Origin of the sequence: Nocardia sp. NPDC049149 (assembly GCF_043197455.1) — a bacterium.
Taxonomy (GTDB): domain Bacteria; phylum Actinomycetota; class Actinomycetes; order Mycobacteriales; family Mycobacteriaceae; genus Nocardia.
Map to the genome: position 1 here is coordinate 573569 of NZ_JBICTD010000003.1, position 19886 is coordinate 593454.

At 65.7% G+C, this 19886-nt stretch carries 18 protein-coding genes; 10 read left to right on the forward strand and 8 right to left on the reverse strand.

Translation table 11 applies throughout. From position 1 onward, the window contains the following. Positions 1-48: 48 nt before the first annotated feature. From ACGFNJ_RS13490 to ACGFNJ_RS13505, 4 genes are all read right to left on the reverse strand, one after another. On the reverse strand, positions 49-1209 hold the full coding sequence (locus ACGFNJ_RS13490) for an MAB_1171c family putative transporter (protein ID WP_393446919.1): 1161 nt from the start codon (positions 1207-1209) through the stop codon (positions 49-51). After that, positions 1206-1727: a hypothetical protein gene (locus ACGFNJ_RS13495; RefSeq protein ID WP_393446921.1), complete on the reverse strand. Its 522-nt coding sequence runs from the start codon at positions 1725-1727 to the stop codon at positions 1206-1208. The genes ACGFNJ_RS13490 and ACGFNJ_RS13495 overlap by 4 nt, the downstream gene beginning before the upstream one ends. A gap of 84 nt (positions 1728-1811) precedes the next feature. Then, the gene (locus ACGFNJ_RS13500; protein WP_393446923.1) at positions 1812-2279 is read right to left on the reverse strand and encodes a helix-turn-helix domain-containing protein; all 468 of its coding nucleotides are present in this window, start codon (positions 2277-2279) and stop codon (positions 1812-1814) included. 279 nt (positions 2280-2558) lie between these two features. Then, positions 2559-2948, reverse strand: coding sequence for a VOC family protein (locus ACGFNJ_RS13505; protein ID WP_393446925.1), 390 nt, complete (start codon positions 2946-2948; stop codon positions 2559-2561). Positions 2949-3440: 492 nt separating this feature from the next. Between ACGFNJ_RS13505 and ACGFNJ_RS13510 the strand changes: the two genes are divergently transcribed. The 4 genes from ACGFNJ_RS13510 (at position 3441) to ACGFNJ_RS13525 (ending at position 6512) form a co-directional block, all read left to right on the forward strand. Beyond that, the gene (locus ACGFNJ_RS13510) at positions 3441-3896 is read left to right on the forward strand and encodes a hypothetical protein (protein ID WP_393446927.1); all 456 of its coding nucleotides are present in this window, start codon (positions 3441-3443) and stop codon (positions 3894-3896) included. 143 nt (positions 3897-4039) lie between these two features. Beyond that, entirely contained in the window at positions 4040-4396 is a 357-nt protein-coding gene (locus ACGFNJ_RS13515) for a hypothetical protein (RefSeq protein ID WP_393446929.1), read from the forward strand. 159 nt (positions 4397-4555) lie between these two features. Further along, complete coding sequence (locus ACGFNJ_RS13520) at positions 4556-5191, forward strand: Gmad2 immunoglobulin-like domain-containing protein (RefSeq protein ID WP_393446931.1); 636 nt, start codon at positions 4556-4558, stop codon at positions 5189-5191. A 142-nt stretch (positions 5192-5333) separates the two neighbouring features. After that, positions 5334-6512 carry a glycoside hydrolase domain-containing protein gene (locus ACGFNJ_RS13525; protein WP_393446933.1) on the forward strand — a complete coding sequence of 393 codons (1179 nt, stop codon included), beginning with the start codon at positions 5334-5336 and terminating at the stop codon, positions 6510-6512. Between the two features lie 202 nt (positions 6513-6714). On the opposite strand, the gene ACGFNJ_RS13530 is transcribed toward ACGFNJ_RS13525, so the two are convergent. Next, on the reverse strand, positions 6715-7830 hold the full coding sequence (locus tag ACGFNJ_RS13530) for a DUF4185 domain-containing protein (protein WP_393446935.1): 1116 nt from the start codon (positions 7828-7830) through the stop codon (positions 6715-6717). Positions 7831-9434: 1604 nt separating this feature from the next. Between ACGFNJ_RS13530 and ACGFNJ_RS13535 the strand changes: the two genes are divergently transcribed. Continuing rightward, a complete protein-coding gene (locus ACGFNJ_RS13535) occupies positions 9435-10307 on the forward strand; it encodes an SDR family oxidoreductase (protein WP_393446937.1) in 873 nt (290 codons plus the stop codon). Between the two features lie 60 nt (positions 10308-10367). Here ACGFNJ_RS13535 and rox read toward each other — a convergent pair whose 3' ends face one another. Further along, positions 10368-11792, reverse strand: coding sequence for a rifampin monooxygenase (gene rox / locus ACGFNJ_RS13540; RefSeq protein WP_393447830.1), 1425 nt, complete (start codon positions 11790-11792; stop codon positions 10368-10370). An 84-nt stretch (positions 11793-11876) separates the two neighbouring features. Continuing rightward, positions 11877-12062, reverse strand: coding sequence for a hypothetical protein (locus ACGFNJ_RS13545; RefSeq protein WP_393446939.1), 186 nt, complete (start codon positions 12060-12062; stop codon positions 11877-11879). A gap of 112 nt (positions 12063-12174) precedes the next feature. Here ACGFNJ_RS13545 and ACGFNJ_RS13550 point away from each other — a divergent pair, with 112 nt between their 5' ends. The 5 genes from ACGFNJ_RS13550 (at position 12175) to ACGFNJ_RS13570 (ending at position 18562) form a co-directional block, all read left to right on the forward strand. Beyond that, entirely contained in the window at positions 12175-13113 is a 939-nt protein-coding gene (locus ACGFNJ_RS13550) for a DUF1206 domain-containing protein (RefSeq protein WP_393446941.1), read from the forward strand. A gap of 281 nt (positions 13114-13394) precedes the next feature. Further along, positions 13395-14687: a lipase family protein gene (locus ACGFNJ_RS13555; protein ID WP_393447832.1), complete on the forward strand. Its 1293-nt coding sequence runs from the start codon at positions 13395-13397 to the stop codon at positions 14685-14687. 87 nt (positions 14688-14774) lie between these two features. Beyond that, positions 14775-15977 carry a PucR family transcriptional regulator gene (locus ACGFNJ_RS13560; RefSeq protein WP_393446943.1) on the forward strand — a complete coding sequence of 401 codons (1203 nt, stop codon included), beginning with the start codon at positions 14775-14777 and terminating at the stop codon, positions 15975-15977. Positions 15978-16138: 161 nt separating this feature from the next. Next, the gene (locus ACGFNJ_RS13565; protein WP_393446945.1) at positions 16139-17284 is read left to right on the forward strand and encodes an LLM class flavin-dependent oxidoreductase; all 1146 of its coding nucleotides are present in this window, start codon (positions 16139-16141) and stop codon (positions 17282-17284) included. 171 nt (positions 17285-17455) lie between these two features. Continuing rightward, positions 17456-18562 (forward strand): serine hydrolase domain-containing protein, encoded by a 1107-nt coding sequence (locus ACGFNJ_RS13570; protein WP_393446947.1) that lies wholly within the window; start codon positions 17456-17458, stop codon positions 18560-18562. A gap of 31 nt (positions 18563-18593) precedes the next feature. Here ACGFNJ_RS13570 and ACGFNJ_RS13575 read toward each other — a convergent pair whose 3' ends face one another. Next, a complete protein-coding gene (locus ACGFNJ_RS13575) occupies positions 18594-19772 on the reverse strand; it encodes a hydroxylase (protein WP_393446949.1) in 1179 nt (392 codons plus the stop codon). Positions 19773-19886 lie beyond the last annotated feature (114 nt).

The following is a 19886-nucleotide window of genomic DNA, read 5'->3' on the forward strand; positions in this document are numbered from 1 at the left end:
GTTGTCATGGCGGCAGTGTCTGTCGTCATGTCGACCTTTTCGGGGAGTTCAGCGTGCTGAGGCGCCTACTGGAGGCAATGCACTTGCGAGAGTGAGCAGTTCGCTGACGTCAGCGTCGAATCCGTCGGTTGCCGGGCTGGCGATCGGCACAGCAGGTCCTTCGACATCGATGCCCGTGGCACGGGCGTGCAGCGCACGCCGCAGTTGCTGCGCCAGCTCGGCGGGCGTGTCGGCGCCTCGCTGATCGTCGCCGCGGATATGGGCGACGTAGGGGCTGATGCGGACCAGCCCGTCCCGGCATTCGATGACCCGTCGATAGAAACGACGGTGCACGCCGGTGAGGCGGAACCGGTCCAACCGGGGGTTGGTCGGCACACGGTTGGTCAGCGCGTCTTCCGGGAATTCGGCATGCAGCAGCGTCCACAGCGGGGCAAGGTCTCGGTATGCGCGACGGTGGCGCAACCAGATACGCGCCGCGGCCACCCTGGTGACCGCGGCAGGCAGGGTGATCCCGAGGAAGAACAAACCGCACCCTGGCAGCAGCAGCACGACCGCGGTCAGCTGAATCGGCGTTGGCAGGTTGATATTCGCGAAGAGCAGTGCACCGTTGAGCACGAAGAGGACGCAGACGACCACCAACGTCGCCGACCCCGCCGTGGTGATCAGCAGCGCCCGCCGGAACCAACCCGCGGCGTGGCGCACCGCGCGGCCGGTCGACACTGCCGCGGTCACTTCCGCGTAGAGCATGAAGGCGTTCGCGGCGGTGTAGAACAAGGCGATGCTGGCCACGCCGCGGGCGGCCGGATCCTGGTACGAGGACAGCCGCGCGCCGATGAGCCGCATGTCGGCAGGCATGATCACGGTCGCAACGAGCAGCACGATCAGCACGGTGACCAGCACCAGCGCTTGGCGCTTCGCCCGAACGGCGGCCCGTCGTTCGTCGAGCAACGTGAACGCGAAAAAACACACCATGCAGTACGCGCCGGTCAGCACGAGCACCTGGCCGATGAACTGCCACCACATCGGATCCAGCCCCAGGAAGGCCTCGCCTTTGACGGCTTGCAGGATGCAGGGAATGTTCCCGCTCCAGCACGCGACCATGGCGGTGATCCAGCGCAGCCGCACATCTCGCGGTCGGCGCACCACCAGCGACAGCATCCACACCAGGGCGGCTGCCTCCAGCCACGCCACGATCGGTATCAGCGTCACAGCCAGCCCAGCCTGTCGTTCAGCGAGGATCCGAGACGCCGTACCGATTCGTCCGAGACCAGCTGCGGCGTGACGCGGTCCAGCACCGACGCCCACTCCAGGATGATGGTGGCCACCGTCTCCGCCTCACGTTCCTGGGCGGAGTCGTACGAGGTGCGGCGCAGCGCGCGACGCACCGCATCGGGCGGTAGGTCGCCGCCGCGGAACAGCTGCGCCGAGAACGACTCGTCCTCTTGCTCGCTGCGGTGACCGGCGAGCAGATGTCCGAGCTCGTGCAGAATGATGTGGTCTTGGTGCGCCTTGGTGGTTTCCTGTTGATAGAGGATGTAGTCGGCGCGTTTGGTGGTGATCCACGCACCGAACGGACCAGGCACGATGATCGGGTGCGGCACCAGCCGAATCGGTTTTCCGCGTTGCTCGCCGACCCGCGCACACAGCGTGGTCACATCCAGCGGTGGCCGGATATTCAAGTCATTGAGCAGTCGGCGACAGCGCCTGCGCAACTCGCGCTCGGTCATGCCGCGCCCCCCTTGGTCGCCGATGAACCTCCGGCAGTACGGATCTCGTGCCGACTCAGTCGTTGCCGAATTCGCTGCGCTGGCTCAGCCGGATGTCTCGCCACGTTCAGCCTGTTCCAGGCGATACACCACATCCAGCAGTTCCATTACCTGCCGACGCCTTTTACTCGATAACTCGCCTGCCCGCAGCGCCATCATTTGTGCTTCGCTGCTTTCGGCGATCTCGGCGAGGCGGCGCTGCTCGGCTCGTAATTCCGCCAACCGCTCGCCGACCTGGTCGGTGACCGCTGCCTCGAAGAAGTAGGCGGGTGGCACACCGAAATAATCCGCAAGCGCCTGCACATGCCGCAATGTCGGATTGACCTTGATGCCTTTGCGTAGCTGCCAGATGTAGCTCTGCGATATCGGCACGCCGTCTGTGGTGATCGCCGAAGCCACCTGCTCGTTGCTGCACTCGCGGCCCTCGGCCGTAGTGACTGTCGCGAACAGATAATTCAACTTCTCGGCGAAATCACCGCCTGTGGGCTCCCCCCTCCGTTCGCCCTTGTGCATCACACCCTCCAGGACCGAGCATCGTGTTTCGACCTCAATCAATCGTTCTCGAATCGAGGCTGTCGACGATGGTTGAAGCGCTGTGGTACGAGATTAAACTTCTTGGCAATGTGAGTCAATCCACCTGCCGCGCGGCGAACCGCAGCGAAATCGGCTGGGCCGTAGCCCTTCTCGGCCGGGCGGGCAGGTCCAGATCGCCACGGCCTCGCATCTGGGCTGGTCGGGCGCGTGCTCGCCACCAAGCCTCATGGCCATGGATTTTCGATACCCGTTGCCGATCTACACCCACTCGGTGAGGCGGACGACGAGGCCGTTCGGGTCGCGGACCTGGAAGTATCGTTCGCCGGAGTTTTCGGCCCATTGCGAGTAGGCGAGGGGCGTGACGATCTCGACGTTCGCTTCTTGCAGGCGGCGGTATTCGCCGTCCACACCGTCCACGACCATCACGATGATCATGCCCTTGCTCAGCGCGCCTGCCACCGAGGGCGGCTTGAAGTCCGGGAGCCCGACCCGCAGGAAGGCCAGCCGCAACCCGCCCTGCGTGTGGGAGACCACGGCCAGGCCGTCGTCGGACATGGTGTGCGTGAACTCCAGGTGATCGACCAGAAAGTCGGCCGAAGCGGCCGGATCGGGGACGTTGAGCATGATGGCACCGGCAAGGACGTACACCCATCGCCTCCGCTCGTCTGCTCGATCTGAAGACCATCGACGTGCACAACCCGCAGGTGAGGAGTAATTCACGGGTCCGAGCAGAGCTTATCCGGCCGCCTTCCGGAAACGCCGCAAGCATTCGAAGGGAGTGGCGCGATCGCGGGCGCGGCGCCCTTTGCGTGCCCAACCCCTGATACTCGAGGAGCGCCGTCTCCTTCGGATATCCACACCATCTACTCGAGATATCCACAACTGGCACTCCATCGTGTTGAGCGGCCGCGGTCCCCTAATAGATCGAAAGTCGAGCAGCCAATCGCGGTACGCCATAACCACTTCCCGTCGTCGCTGGTGGGACGGGGTTTTGCCAGGCAAGGAGAAGGCGGGCGAAATCGAGTTGAAGTACCGAGCCTGGGACTGAAAGATATAGATACGCAAGCGGATTGGCCTGTACGACAATTCCTGCGACTCCCACGAGGGGGGAAAATCCATTGCTAGAGAAGGTATTTCAACGTGCTTAGATCCAGCAGAGCAGCTGTCACCACCGTGGCAACGCTCAGCGCGCTCGCTGCGGCGATCGCGTTCACCGCGCCTCAGGCGGCGGCAGATGTCAGCGTCCGTGTCAACGCCGGGCAGAGCTTCGGTAGCTCGCAAGGCGCCATCGGCACGGGCTGCGCCTACCCGATCACCGTGTACTCGGAACCGGGCAAGGAGTTCTTCCTCGTCGACATGATCGGCGATGACCAGCGGTCCGCGAACTACGAGACGTTCCGTCCGTATCGGGTGGTCACGGATGCGTCCGGAGCGGCGCACTCCACGTGGACCCCCAACCGGCGTGGGCCGCTCAAGATCGTCGTGCTCGAGGCGTCGGCCGACGACAAGGACGCCTTCGACGCATGGGTTCCGCGCAATACGACGAACGTGGGGACCGGCATCAACCTCGGCCCTGCTTGCGCCGTTTTGCCGTAGTCGTTTCGCTGCAGACCGGTGTGTTGTCCACGGCTGAACGCCGGACAACACCCGGCCTGTCTCGCGTTCGGCCACACATGAACTGACCTGCGGCGCTCGCGTGCGGCCCGCCGCCAGTAAGCCGCTTGGGCGATACTGACGACATGTCACGCACGGACATCCCTGATCAACCCGACGCACCTCGACCCGAACTGGATGCCCGACCCGACTGGCAGCGGACCTACCACGTGTGCTTTCCGGTCGCCGCCGTCGTCGGCACCCAACGATGGGTCTTGCGGATCAACGGCTTTCCGGACCACCCGCTCTGGACACTGTTCGTCGACGGCATCCGACGATTCGATCTCGAAGGCTCACCGCCGGGCTGGGTGCTCCCCGCCGCCGACGCCGCGGCACCGATGGATATCGACCTCGCGCACGAAATCATCCAACCGGTGGCAGGTTACGAGGCCTACGGCAGCGAGATCGGCGATCCGTGCGACGACCCGGTCTGCTGCCCATAACCGCACTCCGCAGCGCAGTACTGCGTTCGGGCAGACGGGATTTGCGAATCCGCCGGAGTCGGCACCGCCGTCGGACCCATCGCGATAGTGTGAGAGCTGGCGCAGCCCACCGAACTGCCTCGATGAAGCAGCAGGCAGTCTTGCCGAAGGGGAGGGACCGTGCAGCCAGATCCGCAGTCCGAGTTCGGTTTCATGCCCTTGTGGCCCTTCCGGAGCGTGGCGGAGGCTCTCGACTGGCAGAGGTCGTATCCCACGAGCGACGCCGAGGACTGGCATCTCGACGCCGACCTGACGGCGCTCACGTTCACCAGGGAGTTCCTCGGTCACGTCACGGTGGACAAGGTGGTGCGCGGCACCGAACGCAGGGTCGTCGTCGGCCGCGAGACCATGGTCGGCGTCGGGTTCGACGCGCCGAACGGGGCGCCGATCACCGCCGCCGTGCTGCACCTGGTCCGCATCGGTGCAGGCGATGATGCGCCATGGGAGGTCGTGGGGAGCAAGGGCGGCACGCTGTCGGTGGACACACCCGAGTACGGCGCGACAGTGACCTCGCCCGTCGAGATCGGCGGCCGGATCACCGGCGTCGACGAGAGTCTGACGGTCCACATCCGCGTCCAAGATCAGGCCGAGCCGCTGGGTCAGGTGTCCGGTATCGCGGCGGGCGGCACCGACGAGCCGTGGTCGGCGACGGTCACTTTCACCGCGGAACCAGGCAGCATACTCACTATCGCCGTGTCGACCGGCGGGCATATCGCCGAAGTCGAGCACTTCGCGATCACTGGCGTCCAGCACTGAACCTCGCGCTCGAGATCCGCCACGCCCGACGTCGGCAACTCCTCGTCAGCGCAGGTGAATTCGAGGACAGCTGCGACGGGTCGTCGTACGGTGAAGGCGTGGTGTGTGAGGACTACGCCGCGCCCACCCGGTGGGCCGAGCGGTGACCCAGCTGATCGACTTCTCGGCCGCACTCATCGAGCCGGCCGACATCAGGGCGGCCGGATTCGCGGGCGTCGTGGGCTACTTCTCGGAGTCACGCCCCGGAACGAACTTCGGCGCGAAACCACTGCGCCGCGACTACTGTGACCGGTTGCGTGCCGAGGGCCTCGAGATCGTCACGAACTATCAGTACGGGAAGGGCCCGACCGCGGACTGGCGCGGCGGCTACGACGGCGGCGCGCGCCATGCCGAGACGGCGCTGCGCTTGCATTTCGAGGCGGGTGGGCCCGGCTATCGGCCGTTGTACGCACCGGTCGACGACAACCCGACCCTCGACGACTGGAATTCGCTCATCGCACCGTTCTTGCGCGGGTGGGCCTCGGTGGTCGGGCCGGAATGGACCGGCGTCTACTGCAATGCCCGTTGCATCGACTGGGCGTTGGAAGACGGTGTCGGTCAATGGTTTTGGCAGCACAACTGGTCCGGCGATCCGTCCATCAACGGGGATCATCCGGCCGCGCACATGCATCAGATAGAGATCGATCGACGCGAAATCGGCGGTGTCGGTGTCGATGTCAACAACGTACTGAAACCTGACTATGGACAGTGGTCGGCAACACGCGACCCGGCCACCCCGGTCTCGCCGATCAGCAGGGAAGACGATCAGACCGGCATCAGCCCCAACACCTCGTCGCGCGGCGGCGCGCCGGTGCTGTGGTTCCTGCTGCACACACAGGAGGGCAATGGCGACGCCCAATCGCTGGCGAACTATCTGCAGAACCCGAATTCCGGTGTCTCCTACCACTACACCGATGACAACACCGGCACCGTGATCGACGTGGTCGACACCGATCTCGCGTCCTGGTCCGTGCTCGGCGGCAACTCACGGTCGATCAATCTGTGCTTCGCCGGATCGCGGGCGGCCTGGTCGCGAGACGAATGGTTCGCGCGGATGCAGCGCGGAATCGACTGTGCGGCATGGATCACGGTGCAGGACTGCCGCAAGTACGGGCTGCCGATCCGCACCATCTCCCCGGAAGAATTGGGCCGCGACGAGCGCGGTGTCGCGGACCACAACGCCTACACGATCGGCAAGCACGACGGCTCACACACCGACGTCGGCCCCAACTTCCCGTGGGACTACCTGAACGACAAACTGGCGGAGTACGGCAACTCGTAGTGACGCGCGGGCCGCCGCACCGGGTTTCGGAGGGTCGGATGCTGAATCGGCGAGCAGTGTTGGCCGGCGGTGCCGTGCTGGGGGCGTCACTGGCCGCGCCGGGACTCACCAGCTGCGGCACCGATACGAACGCGTGCCTTCGTTCGCGGCATCGCCACCACCGGGCTCGCTGGACGGTGAAAGTCGTTGGGCCACAGTCTTTTCAGATGCTCAAACCGCTCCATTGCGTCACCGTGTACGGCCGGTGACCCAGCTGTCCGTCCCACGCGCTGATGAGCAACGTCAGATTCGTCGGGCCCTCGCTGCCGGGATGGATGTAGCCGCCATACAGGTACGGCTGCGTCCGTCCGAAGAACCAATGCGACGGTGGCCACCAGGCATTGGCGACGACCTGGGTTTTCGGGGCAGTCCACACCTGGTCGGGTCGCGGGGCGGTGCGGGTTCGGATGCTGCCGTCCGACACGTCGAAATAGCTCATCACGTACAGGTCGCCGATCCGTTTCACCGAGAACTCGCCGATGTGGTTCTGCGGGCCGAACAGCGACGAAGGTCTGGCCTCAGCGGCCGGAACCCAGCGCCATGAGCCGTTCAGGTACGCCCAGTGCTCCCGCGCATCGAGCCTGCCGTTGAAGAAATCGACTGGCTTGTAACGGAACACCTGGATCTGCCCGCGGTCACCCCGGTAGAAGTGGCTGCCGTTCCACGCCTTACTGAAGACGTACAGCAGCCCGTCGGGGTCGACGCCCGCGAAGCTCCACATCATCTCGAGGCTGCCGCTGCTGCCCTGCGCATCACCGGGCCAGTGCCGATCGAAGTCCCGCCAGGTCGCGCCGTTGTCGTCGGAATAGGCGATGCCGGACATGAGCGAACCGTCGGTGGTGCTGCCCGCCTTGATCCACCGGTGCACCGAGGTGTACTGGATGAAGATCCGGCTCCGCCCGCCGACGGTCAACGTGATCGCATCGTTCGGAATCCGCGTCACCTCATGCCCGAAACCGTTGTCCGCGTGATGCTGATAGTCGAACAGCTCCGCGCACTTCTCCGGTGGCTGGGACGCCGTGAAGAAAATAGGAGTGCTCCCAGACCGGTCGAACTCGGCCTGATACAGCATCAAGGGACACCCGGCGTACTCCCCCGCAGCCCCCTGCCCCCGAAACGTATCCCCGAAGACATACCCCCACGTCCCGTCGTACCGCAGATAGGGAATACCGAGATCACTCGACCCCATACCGAACCGACTAGCCGAATCCCTCACGTTGTCAACAAGATACGTCCCACTCTGCACGCTCGCCACACTCCGCGGCATGGGCTCCTCCATCAGCAGTCAACCCCGGTAGCCCCTTGGCCGCACACGGACCCAACAGCCCAGCAAGGCAACGTCACCACCAATCATCCCAGCCCCTCCCCCGAACAAGACCGAAAAGCACGATCCCACTCCCCACCACCCGTTCACCGAACCGGCGCCGCCGCGCCCGTTCTGGATTTGGTCGGTTGATCACGAGGCACTGGTGGCGGCATCGCCCGAGAAGGCCCCGCCACCAGTGCCCCCTCAGCACGAAACCATCTCCTTCGATCGTGGACCCCGAGCCCCACGCATCCGCGCCCGTTCTGGAGTTGGTCGCCTGATCACGGGGCACTGATGGCGGCATCGCCCGAGAAGCCCCCGCCACCAGTGCCCCCTCAGCACGAAACCACCGCCTTCGATTCCACACCGGGACCGCAGGTGCCCCTGAGACCGGCAACCACCGCCAGCCCCACCCCAACACCGAAATCCGCACCCCCACTCTGCATCCGCACCCCACCATGCGTCCGCACCCCCACCATAGGTCCGCACCCCCACCATGCATCCGCACCCCTTCTGGCCGCCCACAACCAGTGCGAATCCACAGAACAAGTGCAGATTCCGAGTCCTCGCTCGCGAACCCCTCGCAGCCGCACACCTTCTGTCTTCCCGCACACTTCCTGTCTTCCCGCACACGATCTGGCATGCGAAATCGTGTGCGGGAACTCAAAAAGTGTGCGGCACAGAGTTTTTGATCTTGAAAGCTCTCGAAACGAGAGCACAGCCAAGTGACCCGGCTGGGACAAGACACCGGGTGACTGACTGCAGAGGTCAGCCGGGTACGGCAGGCGACGCCACCACGCTAATCCGGTGCAAACCCTTGGCTGCCGAACTCACAGGAGACCGTGGAGCCTGGGGAAGCTCTGCCTTCGCCGAGCCCAAAGCGGCACGACCGCAGTCCAACCCGGCCCGTGGGGCGCGGTCTCGGACGAGCGCGGCTTTGGGGGCTGGTGCGGGATTCGTGGGGCGTGTTGCGTTTGGGGTGGTGGTTTATCCGCGGGTTGAACGGTCTCCTGACGAACGGGACGGTTTCGGGGTTTGCACCGGATAGCGTGGTGGCGTCGTGTGCGGTACCCGGCTGGCCTTCGCAGTCGATCACGCGTTCTCTCGTTCCAGCCGGGTTACTTGGCTGTGGTCCGGTTCAAAGATCTTTTCGGGGAAGTGATCTCGAGGAAAGTTGACCGGAGTCTTATGGTGCGTGTCGTGCGGCGTGTTGCAACCATAGGACTCCGCTCAACGCAGATCAGCAACCATTTCTCTCTGGTCAACGGAGCGGCAACCATTTCTCCCGTCGGGGGTTTCACAGTCGAGTTGGGTTCTTCGCATGCCTGTTGTGGGCGTCGCGTTCCGTGTGAGGAAACGGCCGCGTGAGCCCGGTTGAGTGTGAGGTGGGTCTCGGGGGTGGATTCTTACGTGTTCTTGCTTTTGGGTTGGCGTGGCTTTGCCGATAGGTGGACAGGATTGGGTCAACGCCGGATCGAGAGGGACGACATGCCTGTATTTCTGCAACTGATTCTTACGTTGGTCGCGCTTGGCCAGTTGACGAGTAGCTCGGTATGAGCGGGCGAGGAGGGAATAGTATGAGCACCTTGGCATTTGGTACGTCTGCTGATGAACGTCCGCTTGTTTTGCCTGCTGCGACGACGCAGTATTGGGCGGGGCGGCATGTGGTGGTCACCGGAGGTAGTAGTGGGATCGGGTTGGCGGTGACGGAGTCGGCGCTGGCCGCGGGGGCTCGGGTCAGTGTTGTTGCGCTCGCTGACGCTGCGCTGGAACGACTTTCGGCCGCTGCGCAGGCGACGCCGGACGTGTTGACCGTGGTCGCCGCCGATGTGAGCAATCAGCAGCAGGTGGCTGCGGCGCTCGATCGGGCGCGGGTGGCCAACGGCCGGATCGACGCGGTGATCGCCTGTGCGGGCATCGCGAAGCCGAACTACTTCGAGTCGCTGACCGATGGCGACTTCACCAGGCATATGGCCGTCAACTATTTCGGTGCGCTGCACGTCATCCGGGCTGCGCTGCCTGATCTAAAGACCGGCGAACGGGCGAGCATCACGGTCATTTCGTCGATGGCGGCGGTGCTGCCGTGCTTCGGGTACGGCGCTTACAGTCCAAGCAAATTCGCGGTGCGTGCGCTGTGCGAGGTGCTGCGCCAGGAGCTCAAGCCGCACGGCATCACCGTGACGGTGGTCCTGCCACCGGACGTGGACACACCACAGCTCGCGGCCGAGTCGGCGACGAAACCGCCTGAGCTGCAAGCGTTGAGCGGGTCGACGCCGATCACCGCCGAGCAGGTCGCGCAGGCCCTCTTGGTCGGCGCGGCGCGCGGCGACGCCTCGGTCATCCCGTCGTGGAACGCCCGCCTGCTGAGCTGGTTTGCCGGGTTCGCACCGGGGCTGGTCGCACGGTTCGTGGATTGGACCATCGCCCGCGTGCAGCGCGGTCAGCTGTGAGCGGAACAGCCAATCATGGTGCGTCGGTGCATGATTCGTAGCTGATCGACCCGGTAGCGCTCAGCCTGTAGCGCCGAACCACTTGGGCAGCACCGTGATCAGGTCCTGCTGATCATCGCCGACCCACGCCACGTAGCCGTCCGGGCGCAGCAGGATCGCGGGCACCTCGAGTTCCTCGCTGAGGTCGACGACGTGGTCCACGCGATCCGCCCATCCTGCCGTCGAAAGGAGGCCGGTCTGATCGAGGAGCAGTCCACGACCTCCGTGCATCAGTTCGTAGAGGCGTCCGCGCCGCAACGGCATGTCGCGCAGCCGCCTGCCGAGTAGTTCGTGCCCTGCGCCGAAGTCGTAGCGGATGCCGATACCGGTGAGCTTCTCGATCAGATACCGGTTCACCACATCGAAGTCCATCAGCTCCGCCACCAGCCGACGCGCCGCCTGGGGCCCTGGCTCGGGAGTTATCAGCAGGGACTGGGCGCGCGTGGTGTTCAGCACGTCGGCGGCCACCGGATGCCGTTCGGCCTGATAGCTGTCCAGCAGATCCGCCGGCGCCGACCCGTTGATCACGGCCGCCAGCTTCCAGCCGAGGTTGAACGCGTCCTGGATACCGAGATTGAGGCCCTGCCCACCCAACGGCGGATGGATGTGCGCCGCATCGCCCGCGAGCAGCGCGCGGCCGCTGCTGTAGCGCTCGGCCTGCCGAGTGGCGTCGCCGAAGCGCGCGATCCGGCGCGGTGCGTGCGCGCCGAAATCGGTGCCTGCGATCTCGCGCAGCCGCTGCGTGAATTCCTCGAATGTCGGTGGGACCGTGCGGTCTTCGGCCACGTCCTCGGTGCGCATGACGAAGCCGTACACGTCCTGTTCGTAGGGCACGGGTCCGAACCGCAGCAGGCTGGTGCCGATGTCGGCGGCCACGGCGGCCAGCTCCGCCGCAGACGCGGTCACCTCCACATGGCCGAGCAACCACTCGACCGTGGCCGGCTCACCGGGGAAGCCGATGTCGAGCAGCTTGCGCACGGTGCTGCGGCCACCGTCGCAGCCGACCAGGTAGCGCGCCGACAGCCGGGTGCCGTCGGCCAGCTCGGCGGTCACTCCGGTGTCGTCCTGGCTCAACCCGACCAGCTCGACGCCGCGCCGGATCTCGGTGCCGAGTTCGATGGCACGCTCGGTCAGCAGACGCTCGGTAATGTGTTGCGGGATACCGAGAATCCATGGATGCGCGGTGTCCAGTCGCTCCGGCGTCGGCGTCTTGATGCCCGCGAAGCCCCCGCCGACCGGGTACTTCGTGCCGAACTCGAGGAAGCGCTCCAGCAGACCGCGCTGGTCCATCACCTCGATGCTGCGCACATGCAGGCCGAGCGCCCGGGCCTGCACGGTCGGCTCCGGCGCCTGCTCCAGCACCACCACGTGCACGCCGTGCAATCGCAACTCGCAGGCAAGCATCACTCCGGTCGGCCCGCCGCCGGTGATGATCACGTCGATCATGAGACCCCATCCACGTTCGCGCATCCTTGGTTCCGCAGCTGCTGGCTTCGGCTGAGCGATTGTGCCGCATGGGGACAGATCCGGTCACCTTCGGGTGCGGCGCCACCTCAACGAGCGGGTCCCGGTGCCGACGCCCGCCAGGTGCAGGGCGATCAGCAGCAGGCCGAGCGTGGTCAGGGTGCCTGCGGTGATGATGTCGCCGACGGTCTCGTCCGTCAGATCGAGTATCAGCGCGAGACCGAAAGAAACGGCGGCAGCTATAGCCATCATGGTGAACCTCCTTGTGGTGCGGAGGAATTACCCCGATCGGGCGCCGCGAACCACCCGCACCGTGTGAATCGCCACCGAGTGGGCATTACGGGCGGTGAAGGAATGAGGAACCATGAGCATTTTCCGAAGTACGAACAGGTATCGGCGACATGATCGGGTCGGCACCGCGCGACGCGGGTGGGGACGGTCCGGCGGATGGGGACGGTCGGGCGGACACCGCGGCTGGGGCCGCCGCGACTCTGACTACGACCGCAGATCCGCGAGTTCGGGTGGGCTGGAAGCGGTTGCGCGCTTCGGGTTCATCGCGCGCGGCATCGCCTACCTGGTGATTGGCATCCTCGGATTCATGCTGGCAATCGGAACGGCCGAGCACGAACCGGACGGCGGCGGTGTGCTCGCGGCGATCGCGGGCAAGCCGTTCGGGTATCTGCTGCTGTGGATTCTGGTGTTCGGGTTCGCCGCGCTGGTGGTGTGGCGGATCGCTCAGGTCGCCGGTGCGCGGCGGACGTACTCCGGCGGGCAGCGCGCCTACGCCGTGGTTTCCGGAATCGTCTATGCCCTGGCCTTTTTGGGCACGTTCCGGTTTGTGGTGCACGGCCGGACACCGAAGCCGAGCGACGCGATCGCGCGTGATCTGAGTGCGCGCATCCTGAGTTGGGACGGCGGTCAGGTGGTCGTCCTGTTGATCGGTCTCGCCATCATCGCCTTCGGGATCTGGCAGACGATCCGTGGCCTCGGGCTCAGCTTCGTCGACGACCTCCGCATGGGCTGGATGACCTACGGCGCGCGCCGGGCCGCGGTCTGGCTCGGCCGGATCGGCTATCTCGCGCGCGGCGCGATCGTCATCGGCATCGGCATCGCCGCCGTGGTCGCGGCCATGAACTACGACCCCGCCGAGGCCAAGGGCATCGATGCGGTGCTGCGCGATTTCGCGGGCATGGCGTTCGGCCCGTGGCTGCTCATCCTGATCTCCCTCAGCCTGATGGCCTTCGGCCTGTTGTCGTTCCTCGAGGCCAAGTACCGCAGGACCTACGGCGGCGTCCCTGTCTGATCCGGGCCAACCTGCTCGAGCACTGCAACCCCACCGATCTGTGCAGATGCGACTGCCGAACGGTGGGGTTCGCCGTCGATTACCACGTCGAAGACCTGCGCAACAATGCATATGCACTAAGTCACTGTCTGAGCTATCAGCACTATGTCGATAGCGCATTGCCGCCTCGGACTGTGAGCATGATCCTGTCGCCTTGCCGGTGTGACCTGGGCGATAGAGCAACGATGCTGATGGAGGATCACGTGGGCAAGTCTCGACTGCGTCGACTCGTCGTACTGACGATGTCGGCGTTGGTGGCGGTGGGCGGCGCGGGGGTGGCTGCGGCCGATCCCCCTTATCCGACCTTCCCGCCGGACCGAAATCAGTTGCCGCAGTTGCCGACCGAACCGCAACTGTACGACCTGCTGCCGATTCCGACGCCGCGTGAGGATCCTTGGTACAACGATCCGGAGAACCTGGATTCGTATCAGCCCGGCCAGATCGTGCGCTCCCGCGAGGTGCAGACTCGGCTGCTCGGCATCCCGTTCCCGGTGTACACCAAGCAGTTGTTGTTCCGGTCGAACGACGTGCACGACAACCCGATCGTCACCGCGACGACGGTCATCGTGCCGGGTATTCCGTGGTCAGGCAGCCCGCGGCCGGTGCTGTCGTTCCAGGAGGCGATCGACTCCACCGACTCGGCGTGCAATCCGTCGTACACGCTGCAGACCGGAACCATGAAGGAAGCCGCGCTCGCGGTGTACTGGCTGACGCAGGGTTTCGCGATCAACGTGCCCGACTTCGACGGCAAGTTCAACACGTTCAACACCTACGCCGAAGGCAAAATGGTGCTGGACAGCTTGCGCGCCATGAAGAACGACGCCGGACTCGGTCTCACCGATTCGGGTATCGCACTCTACGGGTATTCCGGCGGCGGATCGGGATCCATTCGCGCGGCCGAGTTGCGCGCGACCTACGCCCCCGATGTGCGGATCCTCGGCACCTCGATCGGCGGCACGCCAGGCAACCTGGTCGGGATTGCCTCCTACGCGACACGCGAGCAGCCCGGCTTGACCGGCACCAGCAACTTCACGATGTGGCTCGGCCTGGCCAGCTTGGCTCGCGAGTATCCGGACGTGTTCCGGCCGGAGAATCTGCTGAACGACGAAGGACAGCGGTTGCTCCGGGATTTCCAGAGCCGCTGCTATGCGACCATCGCGCTGTCGGGCGTCTACCGGCCGCTCAGCGACTACTACCAGCCGGGCCGGTCGCTGGAGACCTCGCCGGAGATCCTGAAGGTGTTGCAGGACAACAGCCTCGGCCAGCACATCCCGGACACCCCGGTGCTGTGGTGGCACGGCATGTGGGACGAGCTGATCCCGCCCTCGGTGGTGTTGCCGACGGTGAACTCGTACTGGGAGCGCGGCGCGGATCTGCGCTTCTACACCGTGCCGGTGCCCGAGCACATCACCAACGCGGTGACCGGCTGGCCGCCCGCGGTCGCCTGGACCAGCGCGGTGCTGCGCGGGCTGCCACCCGGCCCGAAGTTCAAGGCGGACTTCCAGCCGTTGCCGCCGGGGTTCCCCGGTAGCTGATACTTCGCCCGGCGGCACGCGGGGGTGCCGCCGGGCGGAAGGACCGCGTATCCTCCGCAGGAGTTTGTGCCGAGAGGCGGGAGTCCGATGACGCACATCCCCCCGACCGGCGAACTGAACAGTGGACCGGACCGATGGCCTGCGATGATCGCCGCCATCCGGGCGCGCGCGATCGCGCTGACCGACCAGGTCCGCGTGGACGTTCCGCCGTACGACGCGCTGCCCGCGTCGCTGTTCGTCGCCGATTTCGTGCCGAGCGCGCGGTTGAACCTCGAACTGTTCTTCCGCTACGCCGTCGACAACGTCGAACCCTCCGAGCACGACACCCTTCCCCTGATCGAGCGGGCCATGAAGCTGGTCAGGGACGGTATGCCGCTCGCGGAGGTGCTGAGCAACTATCGCGTCGGCATCGGCTTCTTCTGGTCGCAGCTGATGCCGGCGATCGACGCGGGCGATCACCCACTCATCCCGCAGCTCGGCTTGCTGCTCACCAACTATTCGAGCCTGGTCATGTCACGCATCGCGATCGCCTTGGTCGACGATGCGCGGCAACCTCGGTGGGATCTGTTGGAGCAGAACGAGATCGCCGCCGCGCTGCTCGCCGGGCGGGATCCGAGCGAATGGACCCGCGACCACGAGGTGACCTTGGCGGAGGCCTTCCTCGTCGCGGTCATCCGCCTGGGCGAGTCGGCGCCGGGCACGCTGACCGGTCTGCGCTCTCGCATCGGCAAGGTGCCCGGCGCCTTCCTGCACCGCGATCGCGGCGGCTGGACCGCGCTGGTCCCGCTCGGCCCCAACGACCATGACGACCCGGTCGGCGCACTGGTCACCCGACTCGACTTGCGCGACAACGGATCCCATCCGCAGTTCTGGATCGGCGTCGCCACCGCGGCCGCACACGCCGACATACCCAGCGCGTATGCCGAGGCCCAGATCGTCGCGGAAACCGCACGCTGCCTTGACCTTTCCGCTGTCGTCTGCCGCCGCCAGGACATGATGTTCGAGTACGCGATAGCAACGACGGGCGCCGCACTGCCGAACCTCGCCGCGATCCTCGATCCGCTCGACGACCACCCGCTCCTGGTCGGCACCCTCGACCAGTACGTGGCAAACCAGTTCAACCACAACGCCACCGCCCGCGCCCTCTACATCCATCGCAACACGGTGACCTACCGACTCTCCCGCATCGCCGACTTCACCGGCTACGACCCACAAGACCCCGCAGGCATTTCCACGCTGATGGCGGCCCGCGTCGCCCGCCGCCTGGTCACCAAATCCTTCCGCACGTAGCGCGACAAGACCGACTCAGAAGGTGGAGCGGTCGCTCCGACGACGTCGTGCTCGATCCTGCGCATTGTGATCTACGCGGCGGAATCACCGGACGCGAGCGCAAGGCGACGGGATAATCGGTGGGCGCCTGGAGCGGGGCAGGCGGTCGAAAGGAGACCACTGTGGCGGACTCGATCAAGGAGCGACCGTTTGCGGTTGGCACGCTTGCCGGTGGGAATCCGCCGGTCGGCGGCACGCGGTTCTTGGTGCGGATGGCTCGGCTCGGGCGGCTGGATTCGGTGCTGACGCCGGATCATTTGATCAGCGTGTTTCCGAAGTCCATCTGGGACACCGATTTCACGCCGCAGGCGAAGGTGGTGCGCAGCCCGGACGAGCAGCTGGATTTCGCGCCGCTGCTCGGCCATCTGGCGGCCGGTGCTGGGCGAGTGCAGATAGGGGTCGGGGCAACCGATCCGCATCGCAGGCACCCGGTGCTGTTGGCGCAGACGTTTCTGACGCTGGCGCAGATGACGAAGGTGCCGCCCATCCTCGGGATCGGTTCCGGTGAGCGGGAAAACCTGGAGCCGTACGGGTTCGCCTGGAATCGGCCGGTCGATCGTTTCGAGGAGGCGCTGCAGGTGCTTCGTGCGGCGCTGACCGCGCCGGAATCGCTCGACTTCGCCGGCAAGTACTACCGAATCGACCGGGCAGTCATGGATTTGACGGCACCGCCGGATCGGATGCCGCAGATCTGGATCGGCGCGCACGGGCCGAGGATGCTCGAGCTGACGGGGCGTTATGCCGACGGCTGGTATCCGTGGGAGACGGTGTCGCCGCAGGAGTATCAACGACGACTCGGCGTAGTCCATGCGGCTGCACGCGCGGCCGGTCGCGATCCCGACGCGATCGTGCCTGCGCAGATGATCCAAATGCTCACCGCACGTATCCCTTCGGGCATCCGGCGACTGCTGCGCGCCCCTGCGGTCCGCTATCTCGGCTTGATGGCGCCGAACGCGGTGTGGGCGCGCTGCGGTGCGAAACATCCTTTCGGCGAGGACTTCCGGGGGCTGATCGATCTGATGCCGCACCGGTTGACCAAGGCCGAGGTGTACGAGGCGATCGCGGAGGTCACCGACGAGGTGCTGCATGAGTGGCTCACGATCGGCACGCCGCGCGAGATCCTGGCCCACCTGCGCGAACTGTCCGACGCCGGATTGCGGCACGCCATCATCTTTCCGGCCGCCGCGCTGGTCTCGAACGCGGACGTCGCATTCGGGTACGGGGTCGTGTTGTGGCTGGCGGCGCAGATGCGGCGACAAGCGGAATGAGCCCCGCGGTGGGGCCAGCACTACCACCAAGAAGGGTGGTCACTACCTGGGAAAGGCACCCAGCTTCTTCGTAGCGTGACAGTGTCCGCCACGAAGGGAAGAGTTTTGCGCATCAAGGTAAGCCGTCGACCGTTGGCCACCGCACTGGTGGCCTGCGCGACGGTAGCTGTCATGGCGTCGTGCAGTTCCACGGAAACCGAACAGGCTCCTGCCGACACTGGACGAGCGGCGATCGTCGAAGCCCTCGACAAGTTGATCACGGAAGACCACCTGCCCGGCGCCCAAGCCGTGATCACCGAGCACGGTCAGGTCTGGAGCGCCGCCGCGGGCGCAGGCGATCTCGAGCGCGGCACCCCCTTCCCGGACGACGCCCGCGTGCGAATCGGCAGCAACACAAAGCCTTTCGTAGCGACCGTCATGCTGCAGTTGGTAGCCGAGGGCAAGGTCGCGCTCGATGCGCCGGTGGCGCAGTATCTCCCTGGCGTCGTGCAAGGCCCCGGCATCGATGGACATCGGATCACCATCCGAAACCTGTTGCAGCACACCAGCGGACTACCGGAGTACGCGGCGGAGTTCGGCGTGACCCCCAAGCCGGGACAGCTCGACATGTACACCGACCGCGTGCGATGGGGCAAGGTGGACATCGCCGAAGTCGTGCGCAACGCGCTCACCGCACCCGCGGATTTCGAACCAGGCACGCAATGGGCGTACTCCAACACCAACTACGCCATCGCAGGCATGGTGATCGAGAAGATCACCGGAGACACCCTCGCCGCGCAGCTCACTCACCGCATCATCGAGCCACTCGGCCTGCGCGACACCTACTACCCCGACCCTGACGAAACCGGGATCCGCGGCCCCCATCCCCGCGGTTACCGCACGACCGACGGCACCCGAATCGACTCCACGGAGCAGAACGTGACATCGGCAGGCGCGGCGGGCGCACTCGTCTCCACCGGTGCTGACCTCAATCACTTCTTCACCGCCCTCCTGAACGGTGAACTACTCCCGCCTGCCCAACTGGCTGAGATGAAAACGACCGTCCCCCTGCCGATTCCGGGATCGACCGCCGGTTACGGGCTCGGCCTGATGCTCCGTCATCTCTCCTGCGGCAAAGACGCTTGGGGCCACGGCGGCGACATCGACGGCTTCGAGACCAGGGGCGGTGTCACCACCGACGGCCGCGCGATCACGATCAGCGTCAACGAGGTCCCCGAAACCGCCGAGCCCACACAGCACATCACGGCAATCGTCGACAACGCTCTCTGCGCGCCGTGACCGGCACTGCCGGATGCGCGTCGTCCCGCGTTCAGATCATCGAGCGGTAGATCCCCTGCGGTTCACCGCCGAGCTGAGTCAACGCCGAAGCATGGAAGATCGAGCCGGGCACGTGGATCGCGTGCGCCAGTCCGGCGTGCGCGTCGCGCCAGAATCGTTGCAGCGGCGTCTTCATCTGCAGGGCACCGCCACCCGAACGGGCGAAGATCTCGTCGACGGCGCGGACCACCCGCCATGCGGCGGCGGTCTGCGTGCGTCGACCGATGGCGCGCAACTCGAAGGTGATGTCCTGCCCCTTCTCGCTCATGTCCCAGAACCGGTCCACCGTTTCCAGGATCGCGGCCCTGGATGCCGCGATCTCGGCGGCGGCCTCGCCGATCGCGAACAGCACGTAGGGATCGTCCTTGATCGCGGTGCCCGCCACCGTGATTCGCGATTTCTGTGCGGCGAGGTGGCAGGCCAACGCACCCTCGGCGATGCCGATCAGCGACGAGGTGATGCCGAGCGGGAAAATGCAGGAGAACGGAAACCGGTACAGCGTCTCGGTGCGACCCGATTCTTTCTGCGCGGTGCCCTCGAAGACCTTCAACGCATCGATGGTCCGGTGGGTGGGAACGAAGGCGTCCTTGACGATCAGGTCTTTGCTTCCGGTGCCGCGCAGGCCGACGACATCCCAACTGTCCTGGTCGATGTCGTAGTCGCTGCGTGGCAGCAGCACGTGCAGCATCTGCGGCGGCAGCAGCCGCTTGCCGTGCTTGTCGCCGACGGCGGCGCCGATCATCACCCACTGACAGTGGTCGGTGCCGGACGAGAACGACCAGCGGCCACTGAGTTGGTATCCGCCGTCGACCGGAGTCGCGATACCCATCGGCGCGTACGGCGAGGCCATCCACGTGTCGGGGTCGGCACCCCACACCTCGTCTTGGGCCGCAGGATCGAAAAACGCGAGCTCCCAAGGATGTACCCCGACGATGCCGGTAATCCACCCGGCGGCGCCGTCCATCGCGCCGATCGCCATGGTGGTTTCGGCGAACTCGCGCGGGTGCACTTCGAGACCGCCGTACTGCTTCGGCTGCAGCATCCGGATGGCGCCGGACTCCCGCAGCCGCTGGGCCACGGTGTCAGGCAAGCGCATCAGCTTGTCGCCCTCGACGCCTGCCGCGCTGATCTCGTCCGCGTATTGCGCGATGCGCTCCAGAACCTGCGCCATCACATTCCCCGTCCCTTCCGGTCCGACCACGAACCCCTAAACTAGAACGCGTTTCATTAGATCGGGGGCGGAACTCTCGAGTTTGCTCGGAGATACCGCGCGAGAGTCCGCCCT

What these genes read in the sequence shown, in the direction of transcription:
- rox (WP_393447830.1), bottom strand. Translation starts at nt 11,792, where the DNA reads ATGATCGACGTGATCATCACCGGCGGCGGGCCGACCGGAGTGATGCTT.
- ACGFNJ_RS13495 (WP_393446921.1), bottom strand. Translation starts at nt 1,727, where the DNA reads ATGACCGAGCGCGAGTTGCGCAGGCGCTGTCGCCGACTGCTCAATGAC.
- ACGFNJ_RS13535 (WP_393446937.1), top strand. Translation starts at nt 9,435, where the DNA reads ATGAGCACCTTGGCATTTGGTACGTCTGCTGATGAACGTCCGCTTGTT.
- ACGFNJ_RS13570 (WP_393446947.1), top strand. Translation starts at nt 17,456, where the DNA reads ATGGCGTCGTGCAGTTCCACGGAAACCGAACAGGCTCCTGCCGACACT.
- ACGFNJ_RS13530 (WP_393446935.1), bottom strand. Translation starts at nt 7,830, where the DNA reads ATGGAGGAGCCCATGCCGCGGAGTGTGGCGAGCGTGCAGAGTGGGACG.
- ACGFNJ_RS13560 (WP_393446943.1), top strand. Translation starts at nt 14,775, where the DNA reads ATGACGCACATCCCCCCGACCGGCGAACTGAACAGTGGACCGGACCGA.
- ACGFNJ_RS13575 (WP_393446949.1), bottom strand. Translation starts at nt 19,772, where the DNA reads ATGGCGCAGGTTCTGGAGCGCATCGCGCAATACGCGGACGAGATCAGC.
- ACGFNJ_RS13555 (WP_393447832.1), top strand. Translation starts at nt 13,395, where the DNA reads ATGTCGGCGTTGGTGGCGGTGGGCGGCGCGGGGGTGGCTGCGGCCGAT.
- ACGFNJ_RS13515 (WP_393446929.1), top strand. Translation starts at nt 4,040, where the DNA reads ATGTCACGCACGGACATCCCTGATCAACCCGACGCACCTCGACCCGAA.
- ACGFNJ_RS13550 (WP_393446941.1), top strand. Translation starts at nt 12,175, where the DNA reads ATGAGCATTTTCCGAAGTACGAACAGGTATCGGCGACATGATCGGGTC.
- ACGFNJ_RS13545 (WP_393446939.1), bottom strand. Translation starts at nt 12,062, where the DNA reads ATGATGGCTATAGCTGCCGCCGTTTCTTTCGGTCTCGCGCTGATACTC.
- ACGFNJ_RS13500 (WP_393446923.1), bottom strand. Translation starts at nt 2,279, where the DNA reads ATGCACAAGGGCGAACGGAGGGGGGAGCCCACAGGCGGTGATTTCGCC.